Here is a 16,845-nt window from a genome sequence, read left to right as displayed (position 1 = left end):
TGATCACCCCTGCGGGCGGAGCGTGTACCCGACACCGCGCACGGTCTGGATGAGCGGTTGCCCGCCGTCCTCCAGTTTGCGGCGCAGGTAGCTGATGTAGACCGCCAGGTTCTTGGAGTCGGGGCCGAAGTCGTAGCCCCAGATGCGGTCGTAGATGGTGGCGTGGTCCAGCACGATCCCGGCGTTGCGGACCAGGAGTTCGAGCAGGTCGAACTCGGTCTTGGACAGCTCGACCTCGCGTTCGCCGCGCCAGACCCGGCGGGCGCGCGGGTCGAGGCTGAGTTCGCCGACGCGCAGCGGCCCCTCCTCGACCCCCTCGGGCCCGGGGGCGGCCCGGCGCAGCAGGGCGCGCAGCCGGGCCAGGAGTTCGTCCAGCTCGAAGGGCTTGGCGAGATAGTCGTCGGCCCCGGCGTCGAGTCCGGCGACCCGGTCGGGGGTCTCGACGCGGGCGGTGAGCATGAGGATGGGCGTGCGGTCGTTCTCGGCCCGCAGCACCCGGGCCACGCCCAGACCGTCGACGCCCGGCATCATCACGTCGAGGATGAGCAGGTCGGCGGGGTCGGAGTGAACGGAGGCGAGCGCCTGAACCCCGTCGGCGACGGTCCGGACCGCGTACCCCTCCAGTTGGAGGGCGCGTTCCAGCGACTCCCTGATGGCGCGGTCGTCATCGGCGACCAGCACGGTGGCGGTGGTGGCGTCCATGGCCCACATGCTGCCTCATCCGGGTGAGAGGTCGGTAAGAGGCGGGTGGGGCGCGTGTCAGAGCCGGTCGCGCCCCCTCCCCGCTCAGGCGTCGGGTGTGAACGCGCGGGTGCGCCGCAACCCGGCCGCCCGGCCCTTGCCCGCGATGACCAGGGCCATCTTGCGCGAGGCCTCGTCGAGCATCTCCTCGCCGAGCATCACGGCGCCGCGCCGGTCGACCCCGGTGGCGTGGGCGTAGGCGTCGAGGATGAGTTCGGCGTGGTCGTAGTCCTCCTGGGAGGGGGCGAAGACCTCGTTTGCGGCCTCGACCTGGAGGGGGTGCAGCACCCACTTGCCGTCGTAGCCCAGCGCGGCGGTACGGCCGGCGGCGCGGCGGAACGCGTCGACGTCGCGGATCTGGAGGTAGGGGCCGTCGATGGCCTGGAGGTCGTGGGCGCGGGCGGCGGTGAGGATCCGCATGAGCACGTGGTGGTAGGCGTCACCGGTGTCGTAGCCGGGGGGTTGTTCACCGACGACGAGGCTCTTCATGTTGAGGGAGGCCATGAAGTCGGCGGGCCCGTACACCAGGGTCTCCAGGCGCGGGGAGGCGGCGGCGATCGAGTCCACGGCGACGAGGCCCTTGGCGTCCTCGATCTGCGCCTCGATGCCGATGCGGCCGACGGGCAGGCCGACGGCGCGTTCGATCTGGGTGAGGAGGGTGTCGAGCCATTGGACGTCGCGGGCGGCGGTGACCTTGGGCAGGACCAGGGCGTCGAGCTCGGCGCCGGCGCCCTCCACGACGGTGATGACGTCGCGGTAGGCCCAGGCCGTGGTCACGTCGTTGACGCGGACCGTGCGGACCTTGTCGCCCCAGCCGCCGTCGTTGAGCGCGGCGACGACGGTGGCGCGGGCGGCCTCCTTCTCGGAGGGCGCGACAGCGTCCTCCAGGTCCAGGAAGAAGGCGTCCACGTCCAGCCCCCGCGCCTTCTCCACGAACCGGGGATTGGAGCCCGGCACCGCGAGCACCGACCGTCGCGACCTGAGTCCGCCCATCCGACTTCGCTCCCGTTTCCCTGTGACCTGTGCGACGCGGCCCGCGTGGGACGCGCGGCCCATCATCGCATTCGACGGTACATAGAGTGGGATTCGGGCCCTCGTGGGGCCGTGAGAGCCGGAAGGAACCGCCGATGTCCACCACGTCGTACCCGACCAGCGCCCACTGGGGCGGTTACCGGGTCCTGGTCCGCGACGACCGGGTGGTGGGGGTGCGGCCGGACCCCGAGGACCCGGCGCCGTCCCCCATCATGGAGAACACGCCGATCGCCCAGCACCACGCCTCGCGGGTGGCGCGGCCGGCGGTGCGGCGGCGGTGGTTGGAGCGGGGTCCGGGACCGGATCCGCGGCGGGGCGCCCCGGACGACGAGTACGTCGAGGTGGAGTGGTCGCGGGCACTGGACCTGCTCGCCGGGGAGCTGGACCGGGTGCGCACCGCCCACGGGAACGCCGCGATCTACGGCGGTTCGTACGGTTGGGGCAGTGCCGGGCGGGTGCACCACGCGCAGAGCCAGCTGCACCGGTTCCTCAACACCATCGGCGGTTACACGCGCTCGCGCACGACCTACAGTCACGGAGCGGTCGAGACGCTGTTCCCGCGCCTCATCGGCACCCCGGCGACGAACCGGCTGCTGCACCGGGCCCCGTCGTGGGAGGCGGTCCGCCAGCACACCGACCTGCTGGTGACGTTCGGCGGGCTGCGGGTGTCCAACACGTGGACGGCCTCGGGCGGTCGGGCCGCGCAGACCGCCGGGCCGGCGATGCGGGCGGCCTCCGACGAGGGGGTGGAGTTCGTGTCGGTGTCACCGTTGCGCGACGACACCCCCGACGACGTCAAGGCCGAGTGGCTCTCCCTGAGGCCGGGCACGGACACGGCGGTGCTGCTGGCGCTCATGCACGTGCTGTTCACCGAGGGCCTGGCCGACACGGACTTCCTGGACCGGTACACGGTGGGCGCCGACACGGTGCGCTCCTACGTGCTGGGCGAGCACGACGAGGGCGGGCGGCGGCCGGGGACGGCGCGCACCCCGGAGTGGGCGGAGCGGATCAGCGGGGTGCCCGCCGCCGAACTGCGCGCGCTGGCGCGGCGGATGGCGCGGGGGCGGACCCTGGTCAACGTGGGCTGGTCGGTGCAGCGGGCCCGGTACGGTGAGCAGCCGTTGTGGGCGGGGCTGGCGCTGGCGTGCTGCCTGGGACAGGTGGGCCTGCCCGGCGGCGGGTTCGCGTCGGGGTACGGGTCGATGGGCAACTACGGCGGCGGTTCCACCCCGCTGGGGCTGCCGCGACTGCCGCAGGGCGACAACGCCGTGAAGGACTTCATCCCGGTGGCGCGGGTCGCCGACATGCTGCTGCACCCGGGCGAGGCCTACCACTACGACGGTGGGGAACGGCGTTACCCGGACATCCGGCTCGTCTATTGGGCGGGCGGCAACCCGTTCCACCACCATCAGGACCTGGCCCGGCTGACCAGGGCGTTCGGCCGACCGGAGACCGTGGTGGTACACGAGACGCACTGGACCGCGACGGCCAGGCACGCCGACATCGTCATCCCGTCCACGACCGTGCTGGAGCGGGACGACCTGACGGCGAGCCAGGGGGACCTGAGCGTACGGGCGATGCCCCGGGCGGTGTCGCCGCACGGCGAGGCCCGCGACGAGTACGACACCTACGCCGACCTGGCGGAACGCCTGGGGGTGCGGGAGGAGTTCACCGAGGGACGCACGAGCGGTGAGTGGATGCGGGTCATCTACCACCGGTGGTGGTCGCTGGTGGCGCGGCGCGGGCTGGAAGTGCCGGGGTTCGAGGAGTTCTGGGCCGCCGGCCGGGTGGAGATGCCGGGTCGGGTCGAGGACGAGGCGCTGCTCGGCGAGTTCCGCGCCGACCCCGAGGGGCACGCGCTGCGGACGCCGAGCGGGCGGATCGAGCTGTTCTCGGAGACGATCGCGTCGTTCGGGTACGAGGACTGCCCGGGGCACCCGGTGTGGCTGGCGGGGCCGGTGCTGTCGGACCACGAGGGGGAGTTCCCACTGGTGCTGGTGGCCAACCAGCCGACGGGGCGGTTGCACGGCCAGCAGGACATGGGCGCGCACAGCATGCGGCAGAAGGTCCACGGCCGAGCGCCGTTGCGCCTGCACCCGGACGACGCGGCGGCCCACGGCGTGACCGACGGCGACATCGTGCGCGTGGTCGGCGAGCGGGGTTCGTGCCTGGCGGGCGCGGTGGTCGACGAGTCGCTGCGGCCGGGGGTGGCACAGCTGTCGACGGGCGCCTGGTACGACCCGTCGGCGGCGGAGGCGACGTGCGTACACGGCAATCCGAACGCGCTGACGGTCGACGAGGGCACGTCGTCGCTGAGCCAGGGCTGCACGGGGCAGCTCACCCGGGTGCGCGTCGAACGGTTCGACGGGACGCCGCCCCCGGTCCGCGCCTTCGAGCCGCCGCGCGGCGTCACCCCGGTCTGAGGCCCGTGACGGGACGGGGCACCGCGACCCCGTCCCGGGGGCGAAGGGGGTGAAAGCCGCACTCCTGCCGAGCACTCCCGGTCGCGGGGGCACCGGTGGAAGCAAGCCTTGAAACCGTGCCGATCCTCGTGCCAGAGTGGCCGAAGGCGGAAGTCCTTCACACCGCCGAGAGCACATAACGCGGAGATAACACTCCGCGTTCGCCCAGGTCGTTAAGCCTGAGCCCCGCGCACGCGGGGATGGACCGACGACGGGCTCGTCGCCGCCTACCAGCGGTCCCTGAGCCCCGCGCACGCGGGGATGGACCGCCGACACCGAGATTGCGTCCGTCGAAGAGACCCTGAGCCCCGCGCACGCGGGGATGGACCGACCGGGGGCAGGTCGGCGCGGTCCAGGTGCCCCTGAGCCCCGCGCACGCGGGGATGGACCGGCCGAGGTCGTGCAGGAGGAGACCCTGGACGACTACTGGATCCACGAGGACCACCAGACCGCGTACACCGTGAAGATCACCCCGGCCTGACCCCTCCGGGAAACCGAGAAGGCCCCGTTGCGGGGCCTTCCTCGTGTCCGGAAACGGACACCTCCAGCGTTCCCCGTGTAGGCCGACTACCGTCGTGCGATCCTGGCGATGGTCTCGGCGTACCGGTCGGCGTCCTCATCGGTGCGGGCCCACATGATGGGCGTCCCGCCCGACCTGGGCCGCAGGCGCCATATCGCGCCCCCGCTGTGCTCGCCGGGACGCAAGGGAGTGAATGACACGTCGGGGTGCTTGGAGGCGAGATCATGATCGGCCATGAAACCCACCGTAGCTGGCTGCGGCGGGTCGTAGACCCGGTTCTGCGGTGGATGTGCGACCGGTGCGGCGCGGACAACAACGCGCGGGGCCGCCCGAACTGCTGGTCGTGCGGGCAGAAGAAGCCGTAGGCGGGGGTTCCGCCCCAAGCGTCTCCCTGAGCCCCGCGCACGCGGGTATGGACCGAAGGGCGGCCGGCCTGAACCCAGCGCACGCGGACACCCGCACCTACCTGCCGGCGACCCCGATCACCGTTCCCACATGATCGGGCTCCGGTGCCGCCTCTTCCCACACCCGCACCCGGGCGAACCCGTGCCCGATCAGGATGTCCTCCCACTCCTCGGGTTCGTGGGCCCACCGGTACACCCACACCCGGCGGCCGTTGAACCCGGCCCCGTACATGCCCTGCACCCCGTACGATCCCGGAACCGCAGGGGCGTGGGAGAACACGAACCGCCCCCCGGGCTCCAACCGGTCGTACACCAGCGGGAACAACACTGCCGGATCGGTGAACCACGCCGCCCCCCAGATCGAGTGGATCGCCTCCCACCGCCGTGTGGTGCTCGCCAGGAACTCGACGACGTCCGCGTGATGGAACTCCGCGCCCAGATGCTCCCACCGCTCCCGTGCGGTGCGCACCGCCACCGGGGACACGTCCACCCCCGTGGCATTTATCCCGCGGCAGGCCAGCGCGGCAACCGCGCTGCCCCGACCGAATCCCAACTCCAGGGCTGTGGAGGGTTCACCGAGGAGTTCGGGGCCGGGCCCGTGCCCCGGGTACTGGGTCCACTCCAGAGCCGGGGGCGATACTTCCTCCGGCTCCTGCGGGGTGATGCCCTGGATGTACCGGTCCCAGTAGCTGGGGATGTCCGTGGTCGGATCGGCCATGGTTTGGTCCTTGTGGCTTCGTCTGACAGGACCCGCACCACGGTAGCCACGCGGCGGCGGGACGGCAGGGGAACAACGGAAAAGGCCGACACCTTCACAGGTGTCGGCCTCGTGGTTCAGCCGTCCGGTTGGTCAGTGACCGTTCGGCCCTGAGGCGCACGAGGTGCACTTGGCGGCATCGCGGTCCCGCAGGGGCCGGTCCACGGTGAAACCGTTCTCCTGGACATGGGCGGTGCGCTCCACCGCCCCGTCGTACCTGGACTCGATCTGGGAAACGTGCTCTGGTTCTCCCATCGGCATCACCCCCTGTCCGGTTCTCGCCGACGACCGGTGCGTCGAAGCATGGATGCGGCCTGGCCGTGGCCCGCGCGCCCGGGGAAGAGGATGGGGTCCGGGCGCGCGGGGGCTTTGGAAGCGGAGTGGGCGGTCAGTCGCCGTGGGCGTATCTGCGGCGCTGCTCGCCGATCAGCGGGGCGCCTGCCGCGCGCTGGTCGACGATGACCTCGCCCTGGCGGATCACCGCTGCCCGCTCCTCGGGGGTGAGATCGTCCGGGATCGGGTCGGCGGCCGGGTCGGTGCACCGGTGTTTCTCGCCCATGTCCTGCTCCGTGGCCGTTTCTGTGGTGTGGTGGCGGGCCAGGAGGTCGCGCATGGCGGCGTGGTCGGGTGCGGCCAGGCGCTCGTGCGGATCTCCCGGGCCGGTCCAGCCGATCGGCCGGTAGGCGACGACCTCCGTGCCGCCGTTCGGGGTGGGTTCGAGGGTGAGGACCCAGCGTCCTTGAATGAGGTCGTCCAGCACCCGCACCATCGGATCCGGAACATCGTTGGTCACAGCACCTCCAACGGGCTGCGCCACACCAGCGGCAGCGGGTGGGGGTCGCGTCCGGAGGTGACCGCGACCCGGGTCGCCGTGCCGTGCGTGGCCGCGTAGACCGCGCGACCTTCCAGGGTGGGTCCGAGGTAGCGCAGCGGAACCCGGTGGACGTTGGCCCAGAACCCCAGGGTCTGGATCGAGGGGAACTCGCGGATATCGCAGATGCGCCGCATCACGCCGCCCTCCCGAGATTCCAGGCCACGATCCGCGAGGCCGCCAGCTCGTCGCGCCACAGAGCGGAGCGGTCGGCCACCAGGTGGGCGGTGCTCTGGAACGCGGCCGTCCGGGCCCGCAACCGCGCGGGGGCCTTGCCCGTGGTCGGGACGGGCTCCCTACGGGAGCGGGTCCCCTCACGAAGGGCCTGGATGCGCGGCCGGGACGCCACCGCTGCGGCGAACCCCGAACCGGAGGCCGGGACCGGGGTCGGTGCCGAGGTCGGAGCCACGACCGGGTGCGGGGCCTGGTCCGAGGCTGCGGCCGGGGCCTGGGGCGGGTTCGCGGCCGGTGCCGGAACGGCGGCCGGCATCGGTGCCGGGTCCGGGGTGGTGGTGTGACCGAGCAGTTGCCGCACCGCCAGGGCGAGCGGGGCCAGGTCGCGCCCCGGGTGGGTGACGTACATGCGGGCCCGGGACGCTCGGCGGGGTCGCCGCCGGCGAAGGACTTCGGTGGCCGGCCGGCGGGCGGCGACCAGTTCGGAGCAGTTCAGGTAGCGGTATCGCGCCATAAGCGCACACCTCCGGTCAGGGTGCCGGGTGGGAGGCCCAGCGGGGAGTTGAACGTGCCCCTATCCTCAAACATGTATTCCATGTTTTCAAGTCTTTCAAGGAATCCAGTCCATGTATTCCATATTTGTCTGTTTCCCTGGCCTCAGCCGTACGATCAGGGGGCACCGGCACACCAGGAGCATCAGATGAGCGAGCGATACTCTCCCACCGTGCGCCGACGGCGACTCTCCGAAGAGCTGCGCCGACTGCGCCACGACGCACGCATGACCCTCGATGACGTCGTCAAAGCCACCGAGTGGTCGCGCGGGAAGCTGGGCAATATCGAGAGCGGAGAGAGACAACGGCCCCAGGTCACAGAGATCCGCACCCTCCTCGACACCTACGGCGTGACCGACCACGACACCCGCGAAGCCGTCCTCGACCTGTGCCGCCAATCCCGCGAGCGCGGCTGGTGGGTGCGCTACCGCGACGTGCTGTCCAGCAAGTTCGTCGGCTTCGAGGCAGAGGCCAGCACCATCTACAACTGGGAGTTGGCCGTGGTGCCGGGCCTGCTCCAGGTACCGGCGTACACCGAACTGATCACCCAGACCGCGCTCGTCCGCAACCCCAAGGACGTGGCCCGAGTGGTCGATGCCCGGATCAAACGACAGCGTGTGATGTTCGAGGACCCGCAGCCCCCGGACATCTGGTTCGTGTTCGACGAAATCGCGCTGGTCCGCCTGCGCCACCACCCCGAGGTGCTGCGCGCGCAGATCGCGAACCTCATTGAGGCTGCCGACGATCCGAGGATCACCATCCAGATCGTCCCGTACGACCGTCTCCACCCTGGTACCGGTGGCCCCTTCGTGATCATGGATTTCCCGAACACAGTCGACCCCTCGGTGGTCTACCTGGAGACCGACACCGATGGCCTCTACCTGGAAGAGGCCGAAGAAGTCGCTCGCTACCGCCGCTTGTTCGACCACCTACGCCTCGCGGCGCTCCTGCCCGAGGAGACTCTTGTCCACCTACGAGAAATGACCATCTGACATGGACGCCCGTTCAGTTCCCACGATTTCCGACGAGCTGTTCCGCAAGAGCAGCCACTCACAGCCTCAGAACTGCGTTGAGGTCGCCGACCTGCCAGGTGGATCGGCCATTCGAGACACCCAGAACCGCGAGGCAGGGCACCTGATGTTCGCGCAGGGCGAGTGGGCCGGCCTGATCTCATCTGTCCGCAGAGACGGATAGAACGAACAGAAAGGCCCCGACTGCGTGAACTGCTCCCTGGAAGTTGGACTGGAAATCCAGTTCCATCGACCAGGGAGCAGTTCAACTGGTCGGGGCCTCCCGCATTCATCCGGGGCCGGGGCGACTGCTCGTCGGAGAGCGAAACGGCGTTGATCGCCGTGTCCGGCCCCGTCTAGGGTTCCGGGATGAAGATCAGACCAGGCGGCCCCGACGACCTCTCCACCGTCCTCGGCATGCTCGACTCCGCCGTCGAATGGCTCGTGTCCCACGGCCGCACCGGACAGTGGGGCACCGAATCCTGGTCCTCTCGACCCAAGGCCGTCGCACGGGTCGAGAAGCTGCTCACCGACTCGGAGCCCTGGGTCGCGGAACTCGACGGCGAGCCCGTCGGTGCCCTCGTCCTCGACACCGCCCCCGGCCCCGGGATCCCGCCCGTCGACGAACCCGAGGTGTACGTGCGCCTGCTGGTCACCGACCGCCGCTTCGCCGGCCACGGCGTGGGGGCGGCCCTCCTGGCGCACGCCGCCGAGGAGGTCCGCCGCCGAAACGTCGATCTGCTCCGCGTGGACTGTTTCGCCGGGAACGAGGGCCGCCTGGTCGCCTACTACACCCGCCAGGGCTTCACCCCCACCGAGACCTTCACCGTCGGCGACTGGCACGGTCAGGTCCTCGCCAGGCGCGTCGGCTGAGGGGGTCGCCGGGCCTCAGTGCCTCAGTATTCGAGTTCCGGGCGCAGTGGTCCGCCCACCCGGTGCAGGTGACCCAGCACCTCGGCGTAGGACCGCAGCAACCCCGTCTCGTAGTACGCCAGCCCGACCCGCTCGCACGCGGCCCGCACCAGCGGCTGGGCGTGCCGCAGGTTGGGGCGGGGCATCGAGGGGAACAGGTGGTGCTCGATCTGGTAGTTCAGTCCGCCCAGCAGCAGGTCGACCGCCGGCCCGCCCCGCACGTTGCGGGACGTGAGGACCTGACGTTGAAGGAACCCCGCCTTGGCCTCCTCCGCCAACACCGGCATGCCCTTGTGGTTCGGGGCGAAGGAGCATCCCATGTACAGGCCGAACACCCCCTGGTGCACCAGCACGAAGCACAGCGCCTGAAGCGGGGTGAGGGTCATCAGGACGATCGTCAGGTAGCCGCCGAGGTGCAGCGCCAGCAGCACCCCCTCCACGATCCGGGTCCTCACGGATGGACCGGTGCCCTTCACGACCCAGCGCACCGAGGCGACGTGCAGGTGGAAGGCCTCCAGAAGCAGCATCGGGAAGAACAGCCACGCCTGGCTCCGGGCCAGCCAGCGGCCCGGCCCGTGGCGGCGGAGCAGGGCCTGTTCCCGACTGAAGGCCAGGGCGGCCCCGGCGATGTCGGGGTCCTTGCCCTCGTGGTTGGGGTGGGCGTGGTGGCGATCGTGCTTGTCGACCCACCAGCCGAACGCGAGCCCCACCAACAGATCCCCGTGGATCCATCCGATGAGCCGGTTGGTCCGTTCGCTCTCGGCGATCTGTCCGTGTCCTGCGTCGTGTCCGATGAAGGCCGTCTGGGTGAAGATCAGCCCGAGCACCACGGCCGTCACCATCTGCCACCAGGAGGGGCCGATCAGGACGAAGGCCGTCCAGGCCGCCAGGAGCAGCGACAACGTGATGGCGATCCGCGCCGTGTAGTGGCCCCGGCGTCTGCGCAACAGTCCGCGTTCGCTCACCTCGCGGGAGAGGACCGCGTAGTCGCTCCCCCTTCGCCGCTCGGAAGAGGTTCCATTCGTACGGGTCATCTGGACAAAGCCTCTCTCACGGTCGGGTGAAGTGGCGGGAGACCGTGCGTCCCGGTGAGTTCCAGGAGTCTGACGACACGTGCCGAGGGTGCGGCCAGGCGCAGGTCGACCCCAGCCCGCTCGGCGCGGGCACGGGTTTCGGCGAGAAGGGAGAGTCCGGCGGCGCTGAAGAAGGTGACTCCGGACAGGTCGAGGACCACCCTGTCACCGCCGTCGCGCAGCACCTCGAACAGACGGGTCCGGTACCCGGGGGCGGTCATCAGGTCGATGTCGCCCGAGATGCGCAGGAGGGTCCGCCCGGCGCGTTCCTCCCGTGACACGGCGACCCTGCGCGAGGGGTAGGCGCGCCGATCCTCGTCGTAGAGTTCACCGCCCTCGGACTCCCAGTCCGTTTCCGGAGCGGTGCGGGGTGATGGAGGGGACATACCGGCGACGTCCATGTTCTCGGCGGCCTTCTCGGTGTTCGTGGACAGGATGGCCAGATCGAGTGCGGACCAGGCGGCGAACGTCGTCACGCCGGGTGGTACGACCAACAGTCGGGTGCGCGTGCCGTTGCGGCCGACCGCGACCACGAGGTCGGGCGGCATCTCCAACGACCAGGAGAGACGGATCGCGCGACCGGCCACCGCGAGAAGGTCGGGGCGGTGGTACCAGCCGGTCACCCCCAGTTCGAGCAGGTGGACGGGGCCCAGCCGATCGTCGATGGCCAGGACCAGTCCGGGCAGTTCCGCCACCGGGTCACCGGACCTGGGCCACCAGCCGCCGTCCAGGACGGCTCCCCGATGAGAGATGGGATTGAGCCTCAGCCGGGGGACCGAAGGAGGGGTCTCGGAGACGGCGGGCGGGCGTCGAGTGAAAGCGGCCATGAGTGGAGTGCTCCACGATCCCCGGGACGGGCGAGCGGTGCTCGCACCGGGCCGGTTGGGGGCGTGAACGTATCACGCGCGTGCGGGAGAGGGGACAGGTTCCATGCCTGCGCCGAAGTGGCATGGCGGCCCGGAAGAACGGATCCGGATCCTGCTCTGTCGTCACACCCTCGTCCCGGAGTACCGGGCTCTCTCGAAACGGGTCTACAGACCCGCTCTCTTTCAGTCTACACTCGCGACCCTCGCTCCACGAGGGTCGAGGCCGGGCGTGTCGGAGGTTCAGCGGACGAGGAGACGGTCGACGGCGCGCGGGAGCAGCAGGCCGACGAGACCGACGGCGGCGTAGGCGACCTGGCCGGGGGCCAACATGCCCAGGACCGCGCCGGTGTTGGCGGTGGGCGAGCGCAGGAAGTCGCGCATGTGCGGGTGGACGTGCGGAACGCCGTTGCCGGAGAGCAGCAGGATGAACACCGAGGCCAGCAGGAGCGTCGCCCATACGGTCTCCGACGTCGACGCGAGCGCGAACCACCCCTGGAGGCGGTCCAGGGCGAGCAGGGCGTAGCCGGGTTCGCCCGCCGGGGCGTGGGGGGCCATCGCCGGGACGACGGCCACGGACACCGCCGCCGACGCGGTCAGGGCGGTGACCCCGCCGGTGGCCGCCAGACCCAGGCGTCGGGCCAGGTCCCGGGCGGTGCGGGTGAGTTCCCTCTGGGACGGGTGGTGCCGCCAGGGCCGCCCCGCCGAGCGGGCCTCGCCCATGGCGTTCGCACGGCGCTCTCGCAGGAACCGCCAGGTGTCGCCGAGGGTCGCCGGTCCCCGTCGGGCGGCGATGGTGGCGGCCGCGAGCTCGTGGACGATCATCGACAGCGTGGTGGTGAGCGTGACCGGCAGTTCCGCCCAGGCCAGGGCGGCGCGGCGGAACCCCGGCGCGATGTCCCCCGGCACCCGGACCCGTGTCGCAACGGCCCGGCCGCGCGCCCGGCGGCGCAGCCCGGCGAGCGGCGGCAGCCCCGGCAGCGGCGGGGTGCTCTCGGCCGCGGTCGCGATGAGCCGGTAGTCCAGCGCCACCGCGCAGACCAGCAGCGCCACCAGGAGGAACGGGGTGAGCGCGCCTCCGCCGAGCAGGTTCAGCACCACGCCCGAGGCCGGGTGCAGGGCCGCGCCCGCCAGGAGCGCGTTGAGGTTGAGGTGTTCCAGGAACGCCAGGACGAAGGCGAGCGGCGGCAGCAGCCACAGTCGTCGTCCCCCTCCGACGATCGCCAGGCCGAGGGCCGCGCCGACGAGGCCCGTGGTCACCGCGTGCCCCGAGAACACCGCGACCACCGCGCCGGTCTCCCGGTCCATGACACCGCTGCCCCCCGGCAGGAACCACCCTCCTCCCCCGGTGCCGCCCACCGTGAGCGCGGTGACGAGGTGCTCCGCGAGCTGGAAGCCCGCCCCCGAGGCGGCGGCCAGCAGCGCGAAGTCGACGGCGGCGAGACGCCGGGCCCGCCGGAGGGCGACCAGGGGCAGGAGCGCGAGCGGCAGGAGCGTGCCGATCTCCTCGACGGTGACGGCCACGTAGGTGTAGCCGACCACCCCCAGGGGCTCGCTCCCCACCGCCTCGTTGACGGCTCCCTCGATCAGGGCCAGCGGCCACAGCAGGATCGCCCCCAGGGCGGCGGTCCGCAGGAGGGTCGCGAAGGACACGGTGCGGGAGCGGGCGATCAGCGCCAGCTGGAACAGCACCACGAAGAGCGTGATCACCACCGGAAGCACCGGGGCCGCGATGGCGGAGACCGCGATCGGAGCGATGGCCGCCACTCCCAGCGCCGCCCACCCCCATGCCCCGCGCAGAGCGCGCAGCGCGCGGGCGGCCTTGGGCGATCCCCGTCTGAACCGGTCACCGTGGGCGGCGAGGCGTTCGTGGAGGTCGGGTCCGGGCACGCGCTTCGGATCCGTGCCGGCGCAGCGGTAGAGCCGGGCCGCGCGGACCAGTTCCGGGGTCTTCTCGATCTCGGCGCGGGAGGCGAAGTGCGAACGGGCCTGGGGGATGTCGGCGCCCACGAGTTCGCGCACGAAGTCGGCCGGGCCCGCGGCGATGGTCAGGTCGTCGGCGGTGATGAGGACGGCCGCCGAGAAGTCCTCGACGCACACCAGGAAGTCGGTCGGGTGCGGTCCCCATCCGCGCACCAGGTCGATGAGGGTGTCGGTGTCGAGGGGGATCTCGGTGACGGGTTCGTAGGAGAACTCGGGCCGGGTCCGGCACACCAGCAGCCGTTCCACCCCCATGGCCCGCCCCGACGCGATGACGGCGCGCACGAGATTGCGGTCACGGGGCACCAGGAACGGCGTGGTGACCTTGCCGTCGACCCGGATCCAGTGCGGGTCGAGCTCGGTCGCGCCGGCACAGACGCGCAGGACCAGGTCCCGCGCGAGCATGGCCTGTTCTTCCATGGAGGTCCTCGTACCGTCGGGGGGCGAACGGGTTCGGGGCCGGCGCGTCCCGACGGCGACCGGCCCGACCGAGCATAACGGCGGGGACTCCGGGCGTCAGGGGGCGGGTTCGAGGACCCGGGAGGGCCGGGGCCCGGCCCCGAAGGCGTCGGCGCACAGTTGCGCGAAGTGCCGCAAAACCGGCAGGTCCAGGGCCCAGCCGAGGAACGCCCATCCCAGGTTCAGGTGGTCCAGGGCGCGGGCCAGCGCGGACACCCCGCTCCAGCGGACCCCGTCGGGGTTCTCGTAGGTGAGCCGGTGGAGCACCTCGGGGTGTTCGTGAGCGGGCCGGAGGGTGAGGGCGATCGGCCCGCGGGCGCGGATCCACGCCCCGAGGCCCCGGCACATGGAGCAGTCGGCCGCGACGTACAGGGTGCCGCGCGCCCGGTCGGGCCAGGGGCGCCGGCGGGGGATCCAGGCGCGCACCCCCCGGCGGTAGTGGTCCCAGTCGTCGCCGAAGGTCGTGCGCAGCCCGTCGCCCTCGTGCCAGGTGGCGAACCCGGCCCCGTAGGCGAACGCGGCCGCGGCGCCGACGAGGAGGCGGGGGTCGGCGAAGACCAGGGCCAGGACCAGGTACACGGCGACGATGGTGGTCTGCATGGGGTTGCGCAGGTAGGCGTAGGGGCCGCTGGTCACCAGGCGTTCCGGCGGGTCGTAGGGCAGCGGGGTGCCGTTCCCGACCCGGGCGAACTCGCGGGCGGCGGCCAGGCCGGGCAGGGCGGCCACGGCGAAGAGCTGGAGGGCGACGGGCACCCCACCGGGGACGGCGACCTCCGCCCCGGGCAGGACGCCGACGACCGCGAGCGGAAGCACCACCATCAGCCCGAAGGAGAGCACGGCCTGGGCCCACACGCGCGCCGGTACGGCCCGCCTCCGCCGGGTCCAGTGGGCGAGCATGAGCGCGGGGATGAGGCACAGCGCCGAGCCGACGAACTCGCCCATGAGCCAGGTGCCGTGCAGCACGACGACGGGTTCGGCGAGCGGCATGACGATGATGTCCACCCACACGAGCAGCGCGGTGAGCAGCGGCACCGGGAGGAACCGGAGCATGAGCGCGGGCAGCGCGCCCCACAGCAGGGCCCAGGCGAGGAGCAGGTCGACGGGCAGGCCCGCCCACACGGCGCCCTCCGCGTGGAAGGACCACCAGCCGACGCGCACCGCGTAGAGGTTGAGCGGGATGAGGGTGAGCAGGGCCCAGGAGGTGGAGACGATCATTCCGGCGGTCTCACGCGGTCGGGGCGCCCGCCACAGGCACAGTCCGACGAGCGGGACCAGCGGGGCGAGCAGGCCGACGCTCCGGACCAGGAGGGCGGGGAGTTCGGGGTTCATCGCAGGGCCTCGTCGGCGAAGGTGTCGGCGAGGTAGCCGGCGGCCAGGTCGGTGGCGTAGGCCTGGATCGGACCGAAGTACCAGGAGGGTTCGTAGGTGCGGTCGTAGTCGATGGTCCAGGTCATGCGGGTGCCGTCGGCCTCGGCCGTCCAGGTGGCGGTGGCGCGGTGCATGTCCATCCACCGGGCGAACGTGGCGTCCTCGGCGACCTCGAACACGACGCGGCCGCCGTCGGCGCGGACCTCGCTCTCGACGATCTCCAGGTCGAGGTGGCGCGGGGTGGGCTCGGAACCGATCTGGAAGGTGGTGCGCGGCGTGAACTCGACGGCGCGGGTGTCGCCGACGGCCAGGCCGGTGCCGGTGGCGGCGACCGGTTCGGGGAAGGGGACGGCGCGCAGGAACGGGGCCTCGAAGGGGCCGTAGGCGGGCGGGGCGGCCAGCGCGGACGCGACGTCGACGGGGGCGGCGTCGACGAACACGGAGCCCTCGCCCTGGTCGGCGCGGGGCAGGAAGGTGATCCCGGCGACGCCTTCCAGGGTGAGGACGAACAGGAGCGGGACGGCGAACAGGGCCTGCTGGGAGCCGCGACCGCCGCGGGCGATGAGCGAGGCGATCCCGGAGACGATCGCGATCATGCCGTAGAGCAGGGGTGCGGCGATGATCAGGCACACCATGCCCTCGCCGAGGAGGAGGGCGGCCATGGCGAGGACGACGGTGAGGGCCGCCATGGAGACGCCGGTGCCGCTCTTGGGGCGGGCGGTGAACACCACGAGGAGGGCGATCGCGGTGGGCAGCCCCAGGTAGAAGAGGGCGGTCTGGTCGAGCATGCCCCAGTGGGTCACCCGGATCACGAGCACCGTGATCGGCAGGATCAGGATCAGCCCGGCGAGCAACCAGCGCGAACCGCTGGTCAGGGGATTCTCGGACACGGCGAACTCCTTCATCGATCGGTTGAATCAACCGGTTTAATCACTCGATTAAACCGTATGATGAAGTACATCGGAACAGCCGGAGGGGTGAGGGCATGGCCAAGAGCGGTGGCGGCGGGCGGCGGAGCAGTGAGGAGACCCGGGAACGACTGATCGGCGCGGCCACCGAGGTGCTGCGCGAGGAGGGCTACGCCGGGGCGTCGGCCCGCGCCATCGCCGCGCGCGCCGAGGCCAACTCGGCGCTGGTCTTCTACCACTTCGGCGGGGTCGACCGACTGCTGCTGGCCGCGCTGGACCGGTCCAGCGCGGAGCGCATGGCCATGTACCGGGAACTCGTCGCCGAGGCCCGCACCCTGGAGGAACTGGTGGAGGCGGCCACCCGCATCTACCGCACCGACCTGGAACGCGGCTACATCACCGAGTTCTCCGAGCTGGTGGCGGCGGCGGTGACCAAACCCGAGCTGCGCGAGGAGATCCGGGACCGGGCCGAACCGTGGATCGCGTTCATCGAGCACGAGTGGGAGCGTGTGGTGGGCGGTTCTGCGCTGGGCCGGCTGCTGCCCGCCCGGGAGGTCGCCTACGGGGCGATCACGTTCTACCTGGGCGTCAACCTGTTCTCGGTGCTGGACGAGGACCGCTCGCGCACGGAGGGCGTGTTCGAGCTGGCCGGCCGACTGGCCCCGCGCGCCAGGCTCCTCACCCTGCGGCTCCCCCGCCGAGACCGGGGCGGCGGCGGGGACGGGGGCGCGGTGGAGCCGTAGGGTGGGGGCACACCGTA

At 71.7% G+C, this 16,845-nt stretch carries 18 protein-coding genes; 5 read left to right on the top strand and 13 right to left on the bottom strand.

Annotation, left to right across the window (positions count from 1 at the left end):
• Nucleotides 1-3 precede the first annotated feature (3 nt).
• Both PWG71_RS23655 and PWG71_RS23650 read right to left on the bottom strand, forming a co-directional pair.
• Entirely contained in the window at nucleotides 4-711 is a 708-nt protein-coding gene (locus PWG71_RS23655; protein ID WP_446725088.1) for a response regulator transcription factor, read from the bottom strand.
• Nucleotides 712-786: 75 nt separating this feature from the next.
• On the bottom strand, nucleotides 787-1,734 hold the full coding sequence (locus PWG71_RS23650) for an HpcH/HpaI aldolase/citrate lyase family protein (protein WP_274812168.1): 948 nt from the start codon (nucleotides 1,732-1,734) through the stop codon (nucleotides 787-789).
• A gap of 134 nt (nucleotides 1,735-1,868) precedes the next feature.
• Between PWG71_RS23650 and PWG71_RS23645 the strand changes: the two genes are divergently transcribed.
• Complete coding sequence (locus tag PWG71_RS23645; RefSeq protein ID WP_274812167.1) at nucleotides 1,869-4,196, top strand: molybdopterin-dependent oxidoreductase; 2,328 nt, start codon at nucleotides 1,869-1,871, stop codon at nucleotides 4,194-4,196.
• Nucleotides 4,197-4,802: 606 nt separating this feature from the next.
• On the opposite strand, the gene PWG71_RS23640 is transcribed toward PWG71_RS23645, so the two are convergent.
• The 6 genes from PWG71_RS23640 to PWG71_RS23615 form a co-directional block, all read right to left on the bottom strand.
• Nucleotides 4,803-4,991 carry a hypothetical protein gene (locus PWG71_RS23640; RefSeq protein WP_274812166.1) on the bottom strand — a complete coding sequence of 63 codons (189 nt, stop codon included), beginning with the start codon at nucleotides 4,989-4,991 and terminating at the stop codon, nucleotides 4,803-4,805.
• 226 nt (nucleotides 4,992-5,217) lie between these two features.
• Nucleotides 5,218-5,877: a class I SAM-dependent methyltransferase gene (locus PWG71_RS23635; RefSeq protein ID WP_274812165.1), complete on the bottom strand. Its 660-nt coding sequence runs from the start codon at nucleotides 5,875-5,877 to the stop codon at nucleotides 5,218-5,220.
• A 132-nt stretch (nucleotides 5,878-6,009) separates the two neighbouring features.
• Entirely contained in the window at nucleotides 6,010-6,171 is a 162-nt protein-coding gene (locus PWG71_RS23630; protein ID WP_274812164.1) for a hypothetical protein, read from the bottom strand.
• A 133-nt stretch (nucleotides 6,172-6,304) separates the two neighbouring features.
• On the bottom strand, nucleotides 6,305-6,709 hold the full coding sequence (locus tag PWG71_RS23625) for a hypothetical protein (protein ID WP_274812163.1): 405 nt from the start codon (nucleotides 6,707-6,709) through the stop codon (nucleotides 6,305-6,307).
• Nucleotides 6,706-6,924, bottom strand: coding sequence for a hypothetical protein (locus PWG71_RS23620; protein WP_274812211.1), 219 nt, complete (start codon nucleotides 6,922-6,924; stop codon nucleotides 6,706-6,708). Before PWG71_RS23620 ends, PWG71_RS23625 begins: the two co-directional genes overlap by 4 nt.
• On the bottom strand, nucleotides 6,924-7,475 hold the full coding sequence (locus PWG71_RS23615; RefSeq protein ID WP_274812161.1) for a hypothetical protein: 552 nt from the start codon (nucleotides 7,473-7,475) through the stop codon (nucleotides 6,924-6,926). The genes PWG71_RS23620 and PWG71_RS23615 overlap by 1 nt, the downstream gene beginning before the upstream one ends.
• A gap of 186 nt (nucleotides 7,476-7,661) precedes the next feature.
• Between PWG71_RS23615 and PWG71_RS23610 the strand changes: the two genes are divergently transcribed.
• The 3 genes from PWG71_RS23610 (at nucleotide 7,662) to PWG71_RS23600 (ending at nucleotide 9,395) form a co-directional block, all read left to right on the top strand.
• A complete protein-coding gene (locus PWG71_RS23610) occupies nucleotides 7,662-8,504 on the top strand; it encodes a helix-turn-helix domain-containing protein (RefSeq protein ID WP_274812160.1) in 843 nt (280 codons plus the stop codon).
• 1 nt (nucleotide 8,505) lies between these two features.
• Nucleotides 8,506-8,706: a DUF397 domain-containing protein gene (locus tag PWG71_RS23605; RefSeq protein WP_274812159.1), complete on the top strand. Its 201-nt coding sequence runs from the start codon at nucleotides 8,506-8,508 to the stop codon at nucleotides 8,704-8,706.
• Nucleotides 8,707-8,891: 185 nt separating this feature from the next.
• Entirely contained in the window at nucleotides 8,892-9,395 is a 504-nt protein-coding gene (locus PWG71_RS23600) for a GNAT family N-acetyltransferase (RefSeq protein ID WP_274812158.1), read from the top strand.
• Between the two features lie 23 nt (nucleotides 9,396-9,418).
• Here the strand turns inward: PWG71_RS23600 and PWG71_RS23595 are convergent, their stop codons facing one another.
• The 5 genes from PWG71_RS23595 to PWG71_RS23575 form a co-directional block, all read right to left on the bottom strand.
• The gene (locus PWG71_RS23595) at nucleotides 9,419-10,468 is read right to left on the bottom strand and encodes a fatty acid desaturase family protein (protein WP_274812157.1); all 1,050 of its coding nucleotides are present in this window, start codon (nucleotides 10,466-10,468) and stop codon (nucleotides 9,419-9,421) included.
• A complete protein-coding gene (locus tag PWG71_RS23590; protein WP_274812155.1) occupies nucleotides 10,465-11,334 on the bottom strand; it encodes an STAS domain-containing protein in 870 nt (289 codons plus the stop codon). The genes PWG71_RS23595 and PWG71_RS23590 overlap by 4 nt, the downstream gene beginning before the upstream one ends.
• A gap of 279 nt (nucleotides 11,335-11,613) precedes the next feature.
• Nucleotides 11,614-13,770 carry a PrsW family intramembrane metalloprotease gene (locus PWG71_RS23585; RefSeq protein ID WP_274812153.1) on the bottom strand — a complete coding sequence of 719 codons (2,157 nt, stop codon included), beginning with the start codon at nucleotides 13,768-13,770 and terminating at the stop codon, nucleotides 11,614-11,616.
• Nucleotides 13,771-13,866: 96 nt separating this feature from the next.
• A complete protein-coding gene (locus PWG71_RS23580; RefSeq protein WP_274812152.1) occupies nucleotides 13,867-15,138 on the bottom strand; it encodes a methyltransferase family protein in 1,272 nt (423 codons plus the stop codon).
• Nucleotides 15,135-16,067 (bottom strand): hypothetical protein, encoded by a 933-nt coding sequence (locus PWG71_RS23575; protein WP_274812151.1) that lies wholly within the window; start codon nucleotides 16,065-16,067, stop codon nucleotides 15,135-15,137. Before PWG71_RS23575 ends, PWG71_RS23580 begins: the two co-directional genes overlap by 4 nt.
• Nucleotides 16,068-16,162: 95 nt before the next feature.
• Between PWG71_RS23575 and PWG71_RS23570 the strand changes: the two genes are divergently transcribed.
• The gene (locus PWG71_RS23570; RefSeq protein ID WP_274812150.1) at nucleotides 16,163-16,828 is read left to right on the top strand and encodes a TetR family transcriptional regulator; all 666 of its coding nucleotides are present in this window, start codon (nucleotides 16,163-16,165) and stop codon (nucleotides 16,826-16,828) included.
• Nucleotides 16,829-16,845: the final 17 nt, after the last annotated feature.

Origin of the sequence: Nocardiopsis sp. N85, assembly GCF_028882275.1 — a bacterium.
In the GTDB taxonomy this organism is placed as follows: Bacteria; Actinomycetota; Actinomycetes; order Streptosporangiales; family Streptosporangiaceae; genus Nocardiopsis; species Nocardiopsis lambiniae.
Note: the sequence above shows the minus strand (reverse complement) of the source record. Positions and strands in the feature narration are given on the sequence as shown.

Excerpts from the sequence above, each read along its gene's own strand:
- PWG71_RS23645 (WP_274812167.1), top strand. The coding sequence starts at position 1,869 with ATGTCCACCACGTCGTACCCGACCAGCGCCCACTGGGGCGGTTACCGG.
- PWG71_RS23620 (WP_274812211.1), bottom strand. The coding sequence starts at position 6,924 with ATGCGGCGCATCTGCGATATCCGCGAGTTCCCCTCGATCCAGACCCTG.
- PWG71_RS23595 (WP_274812157.1), bottom strand. The coding sequence starts at position 10,468 with ATGACCCGTACGAATGGAACCTCTTCCGAGCGGCGAAGGGGGAGCGAC.
- PWG71_RS23655 (WP_446725088.1), bottom strand. The coding sequence starts at position 711 with ATGTGGGCCATGGACGCCACCACCGCCACCGTGCTGGTCGCCGATGAC.
- PWG71_RS23615 (WP_274812161.1), bottom strand. The coding sequence starts at position 7,475 with ATGGCGCGATACCGCTACCTGAACTGCTCCGAACTGGTCGCCGCCCGC.
- PWG71_RS23605 (WP_274812159.1), top strand. The coding sequence starts at position 8,506 with ATGGACGCCCGTTCAGTTCCCACGATTTCCGACGAGCTGTTCCGCAAG.
- PWG71_RS23635 (WP_274812165.1), bottom strand. The coding sequence starts at position 5,877 with ATGGCCGATCCGACCACGGACATCCCCAGCTACTGGGACCGGTACATC.
- PWG71_RS23585 (WP_274812153.1), bottom strand. The coding sequence starts at position 13,770 with ATGGAAGAACAGGCCATGCTCGCGCGGGACCTGGTCCTGCGCGTCTGT.
- PWG71_RS23650 (WP_274812168.1), bottom strand. The coding sequence starts at position 1,734 with ATGGGCGGACTCAGGTCGCGACGGTCGGTGCTCGCGGTGCCGGGCTCC.
- PWG71_RS23590 (WP_274812155.1), bottom strand. The coding sequence starts at position 11,334 with ATGGCCGCTTTCACTCGACGCCCGCCCGCCGTCTCCGAGACCCCTCCT.
- PWG71_RS23580 (WP_274812152.1), bottom strand. The coding sequence starts at position 15,138 with ATGAACCCCGAACTCCCCGCCCTCCTGGTCCGGAGCGTCGGCCTGCTC.
- PWG71_RS23640 (WP_274812166.1), bottom strand. The coding sequence starts at position 4,991 with ATGGCCGATCATGATCTCGCCTCCAAGCACCCCGACGTGTCATTCACT.
- PWG71_RS23610 (WP_274812160.1), top strand. The coding sequence starts at position 7,662 with ATGAGCGAGCGATACTCTCCCACCGTGCGCCGACGGCGACTCTCCGAA.
- PWG71_RS23600 (WP_274812158.1), top strand. The coding sequence starts at position 8,892 with ATGAAGATCAGACCAGGCGGCCCCGACGACCTCTCCACCGTCCTCGGC.
- PWG71_RS23570 (WP_274812150.1), top strand. The coding sequence starts at position 16,163 with ATGGCCAAGAGCGGTGGCGGCGGGCGGCGGAGCAGTGAGGAGACCCGG.
- PWG71_RS23630 (WP_274812164.1), bottom strand. The coding sequence starts at position 6,171 with ATGGGAGAACCAGAGCACGTTTCCCAGATCGAGTCCAGGTACGACGGG.